The 13,879-nt window shown below is 33.6% G+C and carries 14 protein-coding genes; all 14 read right to left on the reverse strand.

The genetic code is table 11. The annotated features are described in order from the left end of the window. Window positions 1–80: 80 nt before the first annotated feature. Entirely contained in the window at window positions 81–470 is a 390-nt protein-coding gene (locus G8O23_RS16160) for a hypothetical protein (RefSeq protein WP_166366751.1), read from the reverse strand. A gap of 166 nt (window positions 471–636) precedes the next feature. Further along, window positions 637–1,458 (reverse strand): sugar porter family MFS transporter, encoded by an 822-nt coding sequence (locus G8O23_RS16165; RefSeq protein ID WP_166366753.1) that lies wholly within the window; start codon window positions 1,456–1,458, stop codon window positions 637–639. 23 nt (window positions 1,459–1,481) lie between these two features. After that, window positions 1,482–2,036, reverse strand: coding sequence for a hypothetical protein (locus G8O23_RS16170; protein ID WP_166366755.1), 555 nt, complete (start codon window positions 2,034–2,036; stop codon window positions 1,482–1,484). Window positions 2,037–2,184: 148 nt separating this feature from the next. Beyond that, window positions 2,185–2,979, reverse strand: a complete 795-nt coding sequence (locus G8O23_RS16175) for a hypothetical protein (RefSeq protein WP_166366757.1) — start codon at window positions 2,977–2,979, stop codon at window positions 2,185–2,187. 204 nt (window positions 2,980–3,183) lie between these two features. Beyond that, the gene (locus G8O23_RS16180) at window positions 3,184–3,906 is read right to left on the reverse strand and encodes a hypothetical protein (RefSeq protein WP_166366759.1); all 723 of its coding nucleotides are present in this window, start codon (window positions 3,904–3,906) and stop codon (window positions 3,184–3,186) included. A gap of 172 nt (window positions 3,907–4,078) precedes the next feature. Further along, a complete protein-coding gene (locus G8O23_RS16185; protein WP_166366761.1) occupies window positions 4,079–4,492 on the reverse strand; it encodes a PIN domain-containing protein in 414 nt (137 codons plus the stop codon). After that, window positions 4,489–4,716: a hypothetical protein gene (locus tag G8O23_RS16190; RefSeq protein ID WP_166366763.1), complete on the reverse strand. Its 228-nt coding sequence runs from the start codon at window positions 4,714–4,716 to the stop codon at window positions 4,489–4,491. Before G8O23_RS16190 ends, G8O23_RS16185 begins: the two co-directional genes overlap by 4 nt. A 372-nt stretch (window positions 4,717–5,088) precedes the next feature. After that, window positions 5,089–5,877 (reverse strand): TaqI-like C-terminal specificity domain-containing protein, encoded by a 789-nt coding sequence (locus G8O23_RS16195; protein ID WP_166366765.1) that lies wholly within the window; start codon window positions 5,875–5,877, stop codon window positions 5,089–5,091. 62 nt (window positions 5,878–5,939) lie between these two features. Continuing rightward, complete coding sequence (locus tag G8O23_RS16200; protein WP_166366767.1) at window positions 5,940–8,129, reverse strand: Eco57I restriction-modification methylase domain-containing protein; 2,190 nt, start codon at window positions 8,127–8,129, stop codon at window positions 5,940–5,942. Between the two features lie 1,250 nt (window positions 8,130–9,379). After that, the gene (locus G8O23_RS16205) at window positions 9,380–9,694 is read right to left on the reverse strand and encodes a helix-turn-helix domain-containing protein (RefSeq protein WP_166366769.1); all 315 of its coding nucleotides are present in this window, start codon (window positions 9,692–9,694) and stop codon (window positions 9,380–9,382) included. Beyond that, a complete protein-coding gene (locus G8O23_RS16210; protein WP_166366771.1) occupies window positions 9,691–10,035 on the reverse strand; it encodes a type II toxin-antitoxin system RelE/ParE family toxin in 345 nt (114 codons plus the stop codon). Before G8O23_RS16210 ends, G8O23_RS16205 begins: the two co-directional genes overlap by 4 nt. Window positions 10,036–10,333: 298 nt before the next feature. After that, window positions 10,334–10,885, reverse strand: a complete 552-nt coding sequence (locus tag G8O23_RS16215; RefSeq protein WP_166366773.1) for a hypothetical protein — start codon at window positions 10,883–10,885, stop codon at window positions 10,334–10,336. Between the two features lie 457 nt (window positions 10,886–11,342). Next, window positions 11,343–12,515, reverse strand: a complete 1,173-nt coding sequence (locus tag G8O23_RS16220; RefSeq protein WP_166366775.1) for an IS4 family transposase — start codon at window positions 12,513–12,515, stop codon at window positions 11,343–11,345. 357 nt (window positions 12,516–12,872) lie between these two features. Next, window positions 12,873–13,640 carry an SH3 domain-containing protein gene (locus tag G8O23_RS16225; protein ID WP_166366777.1) on the reverse strand — a complete coding sequence of 256 codons (768 nt, stop codon included), beginning with the start codon at window positions 13,638–13,640 and terminating at the stop codon, window positions 12,873–12,875. Window positions 13,641–13,879: the final 239 nt, after the last annotated feature.

A 13,879-nucleotide genomic window follows, 5' to 3' on the forward strand; every position in this document is an offset into this window, starting at 1 on the left:
GAACCTTCGGTATAACAGTCACCATCGGTCGTTTGTCCGTTGGTAAAAATAAATAATAAAATTGTAAAAAAAATGCTTGGTTATTTAGGGTTAAAACAATTTCTTAAAATTCTAAGTTCTGAACTTAGCATATATTTAAACTGCGTTGTTATGTGCCTAAAAAAATTATTGTTAAGTCTTTCCTTTAATTCTAATGAATCAGATGCAAAAGGTAACGAGCTTATATACTGTTTTTGGATGTTTTCATTTTTTTCAAATATTTCCTCATAAGTTAATACTTTAGGGTCTTCAATTTCAAGATATGTTGGTTTAGAATCCTTTTTGTTATTGAAATCTTTTTTTTCTTTCGGATTTTTTTCTATTTGTTGAGTATCAAGAGTTTTAATTTCATTTTGATTTTCATTTTTCAAGTTAGAACAAGAAAAGAAAAGCAACGATAAACATAATATAAATGTTTTAAAATATTCCATAATATATGTGTTTGATGGTTAGTAACATTTGCCCATAACGGCTGGGGGTGTGACCAGTTTGGGAGTGCGGGGCTGGGATTTATCCCACGTTAAGTAGCTCCCTGCGTACCGAACCGTTTCCGTAACCCATTCAGCCCAAATTGGTTACACCCCTTGTTATGCCACGTTATTTTTTATCTAAGATTCTTTGTATTTCCGTTTCTAAACTATTTTCAACTACATCATAAAGTTTTCCCGTTACAATATTGTAATTCATTACACAGGTTGGTTCTTTATATTCTATGAATTTATTGTCTTTATTTCTGTCAATACCAAAAAGTATAAGAATCTCATTTTTCTCTTTAATCATTTCATAATTTAGAACCGTTGTATTCTCTTTGGCTACAGTTTTAAGTTCTTTGTTTTTTACCGAGTAAATGAAAAGAGATTTCAAGTCGTTCATTGTTATTTTTCCGTCTTTATCAGTATCTTTCTCAGCACCTTTAAAAATTATTAGAATATCATCAGTCAAATAAACAACGTTATATTCATTTCCAACCAATCTTTGGTCGGCAATTTTGTGTGACTTGTTGTTTAAATTGTCATAAATAATTAGGTTAATGAATGTACCATAAAAAGAATACTTATTAGAAATCTTTGAGCCTCTAGATTCATAAGTGTCTAATAAACCTAATACCCCGTAATCAGTTGGTTCTGGTTCATCTAATGTTCGTATTGTAACAGGAATTAGATATACTAGTTTTGTTGTGTCAATAAGACGAGGGAAATCATATGAAACTATTTGTTGTCTTAAATTTTCTTGTGATAATTGTTCAACTCTCTCATCTGACATCAAAACATTTTCGGTTTTTCGAACTTTTCTAGGAAGTAATTCACTTACTATTGTCCAAATCAGAACAACTAAGCCAATGCTTGCGATAGTCACAATCAAAGTGCTAAATATTGCAAGCATTTTTTGATTATAGTTTTTTACTCTTTCAATATTCATATACAGTTATTTAAAATGTTTAATCATTTCTTTAAATATGACTTTCTCTTGTTTATTAAAAAGTCGAGAAATATCATTAAGTATCTTTTTTGCTTCTTTTTCTCAATAATTGGGATAAATGTTCTAAGATAACTAGCATTTTCAAATACATATAGTTCAATTACAAGTGGTGCATTTTCAAATTTTTCTCTTTCAATTGGATTCTTAACATTGATATAGTATTCGTTTTCAAAAAAATAAAAATTTGACAAGTAATTACTTATGTCAAGGATTTCAACTATCTCTTTAGATTGTATTTCATCAATAACTATGTCTGTTCTTAAATACTTTTTTCTAGATGTATCATATATTGGTGGCTCTGATAAAGTTCCTTTCGGTTGTAGTGAAATTAAATAAAGTTCTTCTTTCTTCTCGTTTAATTGGGAATACAAACTAATAGAAATAACACCATTAAAATCCTTAAATCCTTCATACAAATATTCGTAAGTAATAGTTTTTTGTCCTAAAGCAACCTGTGTAATTAATATCAATAAAATAGTTAATAGTCTCATAAATAACTGTCTGTCGTCTTTTTTCATAATGTGGCATAACGGCGGGGGGTGTGGCGAGTGCGGGAGCGCGAGTTTCGATTTCGTCGCACGACGAAATCGCCCCAAACGGGCGATGCAGTTCCGAAGTTTCTTAATCAGCCCGCATTGGCTACACCCCTTGTTGTGTGTAGGCTTTTTATAACCTATTGTTTTTAAATTCAACAATATCCACCATTGATATTTGTCTCATTTCAAATTGTTTTGTGTCAAAAACATATTCAGCAACATTATCAAGAATTAAAGAATCATCTACAATTTCAGGTAGAAGAGCAATATTCAAGTCTTTAAGTTCATAACCAACAGACGGGTAAAAAACACCAGAAATATTTTGTAGTTTATAGTGTTTAACAATGAAATTAAATAAAGCACAAGAAATCATATATTCATTGTTGTTTTCAACATTCTTTGCAAAATCATCCGCAAAAAACTTGAGTATTTTATTACCATTTTCTCCAATCTTTGAGTTCACAATTGAACTTTCATATAATTTTCTTAAGTCAGAATTTACTGATTGAGAGTCTTCATTAGAAATTATTCCTAACACAGTTATGTCTTTTTTTACGAACCATCTTCCTACTGTAAATTTTTCAATACCTTCAAGTAATTGTTTGTTTTTTATTAGTTTACTGCATTCAAAAATTGTTGTTTCGGGTTTGTGAGATGCATAAAAAATTGACTGTCTTATTTTATTTACGCGCCCATATTCATTAATTTTTTCTATGTCAGTTCTGTATGAGATTTGATTTTTAAATCTAAAAGGCTTCTTTTCGTTAATTCGTGCTCTATAAATATGCTTTCCCTTAAATAATGTAAATATTTTTAATGGAATTATTGTATTTGAAATAGTATTATAAATTTCTTCATAGGTTTTTATTTCTTGAATTCTCTTTATGTTTTCAAGAGAAACACTATAATCAAGACTTATTTTCATTATATTTTAATTAATCTATTCATAATAACAGTCTGATTTTCTGGTCTTATAAGCTTACACACAACGGTTGGGGGTGTGGCTAGTGTGGGGGTGCGGGCTACGTTTTCGTCCCCCGACGAAAACGACCGAGCGTGGGGAAAAGCCCCGAAACCCCCGTGTCATCCCACATTAGCTACACCCCATGTTACCGCCAGTTTTTTAATTTTAATAATGTTCATCTTTCCAATCATCGATTTCACAGATTGCAGTCATTTCGTTGATTATTCCTGCATTAATCTGTATCTGTAAACAGGTTGATGCTACAGTTCTTTCATTTGTTTCCTTGATAATACTGTTTAGAGTTTTTACTAATCCATCATCAATTTGGTCTTCAGTCATATCATAATAATGTTCTAACCCTTCCAATGCATTATATTGTTCATCGGCATTCTTGCTTTTTATAGAGTTCAAAAATAAGGTCTTAACGTCTGGTATGATATAATAGCTATTCAAGTCCGCTATTAATTTTAATGCATTAGCTCTCCTAAGTTCAGAACCATTACTATTATCATCTGGTAATTCGAGTATTTCAATTGATAGTCCTAAAATTTTTGATAATATTTTCTTCCCATGATTATTATATTCAATATTAGGTTCAATCTCCTCATTTTCTGTAATTTCATTGCTTTGGATTAGCAATATCTTGAATGGTAATTCATTAATAAAGTTCCAAAAGTCTTTTTCTAAATACCTTAATATCCTGTTCTTTGTCTTCGCTATTTTCAAGACAGTATTACAGAAAATAACAATTTCTGAATATTCAATCTCTTCTTGGAGAACGTTTAATAAGTCATAATACAATTTTTTATAGTCTTTCTTATTGTCTTTTTTCTCAACAATCAAGTCAATCTCTTTGCAGATTTCAATTATGTTTTTATGTTTCTTCATCTTACTCATAATAGTGTCTTAATTAAAATTGGCGGTAACGGCTGGGGGTGTGGCGAGTGCGGGAGCGCGAGTTTCGATTTCGTCGACCGACGAAATCGCCCCAAACGGGCGATGAAGTTTCGAAGTTCACTAATCAACCCGCATTGGCTGCACCCCTTGTTGTAGCACGTTTTTAATTCTGATTATCAACTAATTCTTTTGGTGTCAGAATTTCTAAACCTGAATTCAAAAAGTCGGATTTATTTCTAGTAACTATTATTTCAATTTCATTGTATTCAGCTGCTGAAACTTGAACTGCATCTTCAAAGTCTTTCAGGTTAGATTTCAACGCTTTCACAATAATACTTTTGTCAACACCAATAACATCAACGATTTCTATTAAGTTTGAAATGAATTCAATTGCAATTTCATTTCCTTTTTCTTTTCTTGAAATATAGTATATGTCTGTAACTGTTGATGCAGTTATATAGCCGATAATACGGTTTTTGTCAATTAATTCAAAAATTTTCGAGGAAAGTTCAAAGTGAGGTTCACGTTTTAAGGCTATGTCAAGGATTATATTCGTGTCAAGTAATAGTCTTTTCATTTGTACTTTTCCATTAAGTAGTCAAATTTTGAATCATTACTTTCAAGAGGATATAGAAAACCTGCCCATTTTTCAACAAATTCTTTAGCTTTCAAGGTTTTTCTTAATCGTCTTGTTTTAGGCATAATAATTACATCCACTTCCTTGTCTGCTAGCGAAGAGTTCTTGGGCAGATGAATAGTTCCTGATTTTGAGATTCTTGTCCTAAAACGTAATGTTTTCATTGCTTATATTTTTCTCAAATATACGACTTTTTTGCGATTCAGTTTCGGACCGTCAAAATGTGCTACAACGGCTGGGGGTGTGGCAAGTGTGGGAGAGCGTGTTACGTTTTCGTCCCCCGACGAAAACGCCCGAGCGGGCGAAACCGCTCCGAAGTTCCAATGTCAACCCACATTGGCTACACCCCTTGTTAGCACCTGGCAATTAGTTATTTAGTTGTCTTTTCATTCGTTCGATAACCTTTGCTGCGTAATCTAGCCGTACCATTTTACCCTGTGCGGGAAGGGCTGGAAGGCTATTTGGCAAAATTTGCTTGCAGCGTGGCTTAGTGCGTTTTGCCAAAGTGCCTGACAGCGAAGGGACGGTGTGAAACTTCATTTAAGAATTATATTATCAATTAAATCAATCTCTTCTTTATTTATGTCAAACAAATTGTAAACCATTAAATCAATTTCTTTATCAACACATATAGTTTCATCAGATAAATTCAGACAAACGGTTTTGTAGTTATTAAAGTATTCTTCCCATTCATCTTGTTCTTTTAAAGTTAACTGTTTTTTTTGTTTCTTGAATTCTAAGACAAAGGTTTTAAAATCATAGCGATAAAAGTTATTTAAATTTGTTGTTACAGCAATTTCAAAATTAGATATTAGCCTGCTAACAAACTTGTTAATGTTTTTTTGTAAAGAATCATTTAGTGATAATATATGATTGACCTTTTCAATAAATAATTTTTGCTTCTCAAAATTAACTTTAGGAATGCGAAGCATTCCCAAGTGGAATAACTTTACTTGAGCTAAAGCTTCACCCTTTTCAGGATTTATTGTCCAATAATAAAAATTTGAAAGTTTTGAATTTAAAATAGAGAGGGCATATTTTAAGTTAATAGAACTATCTTTTGGTAATAAAATATGAGTGTTGTCTCTCATTATAAATCTATTATCAACATAAGTACCAATTATGCTGTCTCCTGTTTGTCTGAAAATAAGTTTCTCAGGGGAATTGAAAATCTCTTTGTCTCTTGGAGCAGCTAACCATTCACCATATTTAATCCAATAGTCATTATTCCAAAGTAATTTATACCGGTGAAATGAACTACCGCCAATTAGAGGCTGAAAACTACTATCTACTTGGAATTCTGAAGTAAACGGCTTTGTTGACATCGTTACACTTGTTTGTGGCGGTGTTCCTTTTCCTTTTTCATAAGGTTTTACACCATTCTTGATTACAAGTAAGTCGTTAACGGTAAAAGAGTTTGCTTCAATTTTTCTTTTAATAAATAACTTTTCTTTGTTAAAAATAAGTTGATGTACTCTTGTTCTGAAAGAAAATCTTGTGGTAAGTAATGAATAAGTACATTTACTAAGTAGTTGTTTATTTGGATTTTGACACTATGGTTTTTGTAGCTTTGCTTTCTAATTATCACTGTATCACAATCAACTGTGGCATCTGAAAAAACTTTTTCTTGGTGTTGAATAATTTCTATAAGTTGAAAATCGGTTTTTAAAATGTAATTTCTAAATTCACTACCACTCAACACTAATCTCCAAGTATTAGGAGTTATAAATCCAAGTAAACCATTTATTGAAAGTAAATCGCTTAGAGTTTTAATGAAAAATGCAATGTATGTATCTGATAAAGTATTACTTAATCCACATTTTGAATGATTGGATAATATATGTATTACTTCTGCCTTGCTAATATTTGCACCATATGGTGGATTTCCAATAACAACATCAAACCCGCCTTTTGCAAATATTTCTGGAAACTCATTACGCCAATTAAAAGCTTTATCTCCTGCAATTTGTGGGTCGTCAATCAAAGAGTTGCCACATTTTATATTGTTGCTCAATGTGTTCAATTTCCTGCCCTTTCTTGCCGTTCTTAACCAAAGAGAAAGTTTCGCTATTTCAACAGATTCCTCATTAATATCAACCCCGTAAATATTCTTTTCTAGTATATCTGTTGAAATGTCAGAGAAAATAATTCCACCGCCAAAGAGTTGCGTTCGCAACTCGTCAATTTTTCTGTGCTCTTCAATTAGAAATTCTAAGGCTTGATTTAAGAAAGCACCCGAGCCACAGGCTGGGTCAAGAATGGTTAGCGTTAGCAACCATTCCTGATATTTTTTCAATTTCTCATCAAGCTCCTTTATGGTTTCCTTTCTTCTGTTTTTTCTTCCCTTGGCATATTCTTCATCTATTATACCAAGTTCATTTCTTTTTTCTTCACAAAGTTTTCCAACTGTATTTTCAACAATGTACTTGGTAATGTATTTTGGGGTGTAAAAAATTCCGTCTTTTTTTCGTTTTGTCCTTTGATTATCAACTTGTTCTCCTTTTATTTCTGCCTGTACATTCTCAATTTCACCAAGAGAATGTTCAAAAATATGACCTAGTATATTAACATCAACTTCGGTGTCAAAGTCGTAATTGCTTAATTTTAAAGTGTGTTCCTTTAAAACGCTATCGTCAATAATTACATTTTCTAGAACTTCATCGGTTAAGAAAAGTCCACCGTTGTATGCGTAAATCTCCTGCCGTTTTTCGCTTTTGGGTCTGCCTACATTCAGAATGTGAAAATACTTTCTGAAAATTGAGTAAAGCGGTTTTACATCGCCAAAATCCAAATCATCTTTCCATTTTTCGATGATTTGAATAATTGAGTTGGCTGGTAAAAGTTGCTTGTCTTCCGCAAAGAATATGAATAAAAACCTGTCAATGAGTTTTTGAGTTTTCTTGAATAATGTGAGTTTATCAATATCAGGGTTATTCTTTACAAGATTTTGGTATAAGCCTTCACGGAATTTTGAGTAATCGGAGTAGAGTTTTTTAGTTATATTTTCTTCTTGCGCTAATGAACTTTCCTTGATTTTTAGTGGTAAATCATTGAGCAAATTCTCTTTTGCAAGACAAATCCAAAGTAGAGCAAATTCTTCCCTTGTGAGTTTGAAAAGGTCAAATTCTAAATGATTTACAGCGTTATGAATGTAAAACCTTAACTTTTCAAAATTTGAGGTGATAATATAAACGCATTTAGGATGGTGATTTTTATATCCAAAAGCCTGTGTTTCAACTGTCTTTAAGTCAGTTGTGTCTGTTGATTTTAATTCAATTACAGCAATTGCATTATCATTTTTCAATATCGCCCCGTCCGCTTTTCTGCTATTGCTTACATTTTTTAATTCAGTCGTTAAATTAAAATTCGGTTGTGGATTCAGCGTGTAATCAAATATTTTTACAAAAAGTTCTCTTAAAAATCCCTCTTGAAATTGTTCTTCCTTAGAATTTCTAATATTTTCTTGAATTTCAGCATTCCCAAAATACGCCTTAAATTCAGCGAATTTTTTATCAATCAACGCTGAATCAAGTTCGTTTAAGTATTTAGTTTCTACCGATTTTTGAAATAAACTCATATTCTAATATTCAAAAGCATTCTTAATTTTTTGAATCACCAAATTACGGCTTTTCTTTCGTTTATTCTAGAAATTACCGAAAACCGTAGGGGTGCGGTGGGCAAAAAAAGCAAGTGTGTGGCTGCGAAGGGACGGTTGCAGGGATGGGCAGCCACAGTGTTGCTTTTTTGTGCGGTGGGGTTTCATTTGTCTTTTCAGTCTATATGCAGCAAAGTTGTCTTACCCGATTTTCTCTTCATTGCTTGGTGCTAACGGCGGGGGGTGTGACCAGTTTGGGGGAGCGGGGCTTGGGTTTTATCCCACGTTAAGAAGCTCCCTGCGTGCCGACCTGATTCCGTAACCCATTCAGCCCAAATTGGTTACACCCCTTGTTACCAGCAGTTTTTTATTTTATTATCTTGATAATCAAATCAAAAACGGTTTTGACACCGAAAATATTTTGAACGATTTTTTAATTTTTATCTTCAAGCAACGCCCATTTAATTTTCAATGATTTTCAAACCGTTAAATTTGAAATTTAATGTTTAAAAGTCATTTTATTCAACGTGTTGGTTTTATAAATACGACCAATTTAAAACTCAAAAATCTTACCGCCTACTTACAGCTTCGCCCCGTCAGTCCCAGGGGAAAATTGCGCTAACTTGTTCAAATCGAAAGTGAATAGTTTGATTTTCATAATCTAAGCATTAAAATTCAAGTCGATAAATTCAAAATTCACTTTCATTTTTTTCAACAATTAAAGTTAGCCTTTCAGTCTATAATTCCAAGCGCAATTTTTTAAAATCAGCCATTTTTAATCACCAATTAAATTCAAGCCGTGATTTTCTTTTGTCGAAACGTTACAATTTAAATTCAAGTCGGAGATTAAATTCAAGGTGCAACATATTTAAAAACCAACTTTTTTTCAAACAGGCGTTGCTATCAAATCTTGACGTTTGAGTCGGCAAAATATTTTTATAGCCAATCGAAGGACTGTCCGCCCGCTAACTTTTTGGTCTAATCTGAAATCAAGTCTAACCGATATAGTTTGATTAATCAATTCATATTCAAAGCGGAGCAGTCCGCTGATGGGCTAAAGTCTTCCCGATTTTTTTCGTCAAAATTGCTGGTAACGGCCGGGGGTGTGACCAGTTTGGGTGAGCGGGGCTTGGGATTTATCCCACGTTAAAAAGTTCCCTGCGTGCCGACCCGACTCCGTAACCCATTCAGCCCAAATTGGTTACACCCCTTGTTGTGCAAAGTTGTTTTTCTTATGCGATTTCAAAATTTGTGTCAGGGTTAAATTCTATTGACATTTTCACCTTGGCTTTCAATGCTTCAAACACTCGCATAATAGTCGAAAATCTAACGTCTTTAGCATTCGTTTCAATTTTAGATATCTGTGCTTTTTGAACACCAACTAATTCTCCAAGTTGTTCTTGGGTCAAATGCTGTTCTTTCCTTGCTTTCTTAATCATTTCACCAAGGATATCTAATTTTAATTCGAACTCGAACTGTTCTCTTTCTTTTGTTCCTTGCTTTCCGATATGCTTGTCAGTGAGTTCTTCTAAAGTGTATGTTTTCATTTCTTCTTGTTTTTAAAGTTAAAGTAATCTTTTCTTAATTGTTCTGCCCTTTCAATCTCATTCTTTGGCGTTTTCTGTTGCTTTTTAATAAATCCGTGAGTTGCAACCACCAAAGTATTCGTAGATTCTTCCTTATCCCAAAATGCTAAAAGACGAATTTCTTTTCCTGAATATTTTGTTCTAAACTCCCAAATTTCATTTACGAGTTTTTTAAATAATTCAGGGTCATTAACTTCTCTTGATTTCCAAATATTAAAAAGAACTTTTCCACGAGGCTTTTTATCTAGGTTGTCAAGAAATTCATTAGCATTTTCTAAAAAGATAACTTTGAATTTTATCATTCCTTTTTTCTGCAAATATACAATAAAATATCCCTAAAGGGAAACATCTCTTTGTTAAATTTTCTATCAGACTGATTATGTGAGTGTTTTTCTACAATTTTGCACAACGGATGGGGGTGTGCCCAGTGGGGGAATTCGGGGTCAGCGTCCTTATCCCCTGATAAGGACGCCCAATGCGGGCGAAACAGTTGGTTTATCTAGATATCCCCCACATTGGGTACACCCCTTGTTGGGCACTGTTTTTTTATGTACTTGAAAATTCCTATATTATTCCAAATGAAAAAACTGTTTTCAACAATTACCATTCCCACGGCTTTAGCGTAGGATCGTAATTACTGCCTGACATCTCCAGATTTCTTTCCCAATCAATTAGGCCAATAGATGATCGTAAGGAATCAATTTGATGGGGGTTTCTTAATGGAAATTTAAACAGTTCACCTTTAAACGAAAAAGCAACAGTTCCATATAGTGAAGTAAATGTGTCACTTTTTATCCAGTCGTAATCTACAATCCCTGCGTAACTCGAGGCGTATAAGTCTCCTCTGACAACAGCATCGAAAAGCACTGGGTAGAAATACAACCTGTTGGAATCAGGCTCGACATGCCTAAAAAAAACATCAGTAAAGTTGTCGCAATTATTACCCCATAGGATGTCTTCTCCAATTTTTGCAAACCCAAAGTACCCCTTTTCATCTATAAGCTCCTTTAGTTTTACAAGTACTTTAGCATCGTTTAACTTTCTGAGGCTGTCAATTTGCCTGCTGCGCTCCTTGCTGAGGCTACGATACTTCTGATCCTCGTTAATGAGTTTTATAATGGTGTTACGATAGGCTGTGTCTATCTTGCTCATATATCGATTTCGGATTTTATGATATTTTGGGAAACGTTCATTCCAGATTGGATCATAGTAATTTGAAATAAGTGTGTCACATAGAAGATACTCCTTGCTCATTCCATATCTAAAACTATTTTCAATCAGTTCGTCTATATCTTCAAACAATCTAAGTTGTAGTCTTAATTTTACCAGGCTTTTAATATCTCTCAGATAAGGCCTTTTTGTTTTGAAAGTCAATTCGGTAATTAAATTTTCCGCCTTAAGACTATCCCCCTTGAACAGTAAGTAGTTTGCTTCCTCAATTTTTTTATTGTATTCAATGTAGTCTGTTTTCTCTTCGGTTTTACACGATATTAAAGTAATCAGAATAATTAAAGGAATTCACAGCTGTCCAAAATAAATTAAAATCACAAATACGACAACTGATTATCAATACATTGAGGTTCAATATTCTCAATTTTTAAAACTAAACCTACCCTGTAAATAAAAGTAATTGTTTTGCATCTTCCTTTTTTGGACGAATAAATGGTTGGTTAATCCATTCCCATAAATCAATTTTCACAAAAAGGTTTAAACGGATAAAGTTTATCAGGTTCGACATGTGCCATTGGTATTTGGCTTTTGTTTTTAAGAACGTCATCAGCAGTATGGTTATTAATGCCGTCCATATTTGTATCTGCACGGCATTTTCCGATGTGCCTACAAATAATTTGATTTTCAGGTTTTGTTTTATGACCTTAAAGAAAGCCTCAATGTTCCATCTTTCCTTATAAATCCGTGCAACGGTTGTTGCTGTCCAAGAACGGTTGTTGGTAATAAATACCAGCTCGTTTTTGTTCACTTCGTCCCAATATCTTACCATCCGAAGCATTTTCGGGTATTCTTTTTGTGATTTTGTGCCTTTTAGCCTGATATTACAATCCTGCAATACGCTTTTATCCTTTTCGTCTGATATATCAAAGTCTCCAATGATTTCAAAATCCATATTGTCTTTTGCCCGGGTTACGAACCAATTTCCCATGCTGTCCAATTTGTTCCACCATGCAAAATCATAATAGCCCATATCGAAAACCAATATGCTATCCGAAGGCAATTGCATGCTTTGAGCTGCTTTAATATCGGCAACTTTACCATTGGTAAGGTCGGCAAAAGCAGGAAGGCAACCATCATAATCAAGCAAGAGGTGTAGCTTTACTGCACCTTTTCGGGTACGGAATTTTGCCCAATCGTATAACGACAAAGAAAGGGATATAATACTGGCATCTAAAAGGTATATTTTTCGTTTAATTTGATGCAATGCCGGTTTTGCAAACTTTGCTTGTGCCCGCAGGTAAGTGGCCAGGGCATAATAAAACTCTTCAAATATTGCGCTGGTCCGATGCTCATTAATATATGAGATTGAAGATTTAGATGGAGCTTTAGTGCAGCCCAAATGAACAATATTGCCCGTTATGCTCCGTAAGCCATTTGAAATATCTCGTACCGAATTTGCATGCCCCAAATGGCAGAATATCATACTGATTAAATGGGTCCAACTGTCAATGCCTTTGTTAAACTTGTTGCTGTCGTATTTTTTTACAATAGCTGAAAATATGCTGCGTGGCAGTAGGCTTGTGATTTGAGAGAAAAGTGATAACTTTACCATAGGAGTTGGTTATTGTGGTTATTGTAAAATTATCCTTTACTGGATAATCTCCAACTCCTTTTTTATTCAAAATTTTATTTTGGACGGATGTGAAAGGAATTAGGTTTTTCATAATTAGGTTTTGAGTTAAACGTTTAGTTTAATGCTTGCTTAATTTTCTTTTCTTGTTACAAAGAAAGTCTAGTGTAATTCAATCAGGATTTTTCGTCAAAATTGTGCCCAACGGCTGGGGGTGTGGCGAGTGCGGGAGCGCGAGTTTCGATTTCGTCGCACGACGAAATCGCCCCAAACGGGCGATGAAGTTTCGAAGTTCCCTAACTAGCCCGCATTGGCTGCACCCCTTGTTGGGCACTGTTATTAATTTGAGCCACTTATTGATATAAAAATCAAATCATTATTTTTTGATATCCCAGCATTATACATACCATATTCTTCAGAAAAGGAAATTTGTTCATCATTAATAGCATTTATATACCACTTACCTCTACTATTAGTAGCCTTATCAATTATGTTATTAGTTCTTTCAATAAAACTATAAACAAGCAATAAACCTTCATTAAATGAAATGTTAAATAGTATAAAAGTTGTATCAAAAGATCCTGGGCTGCTATTTATATAACAATTTACTCCATTTTTATAGATTAATTGTCCAAAATATTTAAAATCTGTTCTGGATTCAATTTTCTTTAGTAAACCATACTCTAATTCAAAATAGTCTTTAAGGTTAATGAGAGATGTAAATTCTTTTACAGGTTTTAATTTTGATATAAAACCACTAAAAACATATCCTTCAGTATCTTTATATCTTACTTTTATCATTTGCCCGTTTATTGAATAGCTATAATTTTCTCTTTCTTTACTAAAGATGTTATCATCGATATGATTGACTTTAATTTTTTTTATAAATTCTACTTCAAAGGTTTTACTATCAGCTATTGAATCAACATATATCAATTCACCGAATTTAATAGTTCTTATTATTTTACTATTTAAATCAGGTTTTTCCCTAAGATTCAAACCGTTTTCTGCCCAGACATATAATGAGTCATTTTGCAAAAAATTTATTTTCGCGAATATGTTTGTGGATATAAGAATTAACAAAAAAATGATACCTGTTTTTTTCATATTGTTCGTATTCAAGGTTTTGATTTTTTTTCATAATTGTGCCCAACGGTTGGGGGTTGTGGCTAGTGGGGATGTGCGTAGCCCACGTTTTCGTCCCCCGACGAAAACGAACTGGCAGCGGGCGACTACGCCCCGAGCATCCCATCCATCACCCCATTAGCTACACCCCTTGTTAGCGTCTCGTGGCCAAGGTGACCGGGTCGCCCGCCCCCGGCGCGGGCCTTGTTTCCACAAATTCT

This window comes from Perlabentimonas gracilis, assembly GCF_011174675.1.
GTDB classification, from domain to species: domain Bacteria; phylum Bacteroidota; class Bacteroidia; order Bacteroidales; family Tenuifilaceae; genus Perlabentimonas; species Perlabentimonas gracilis.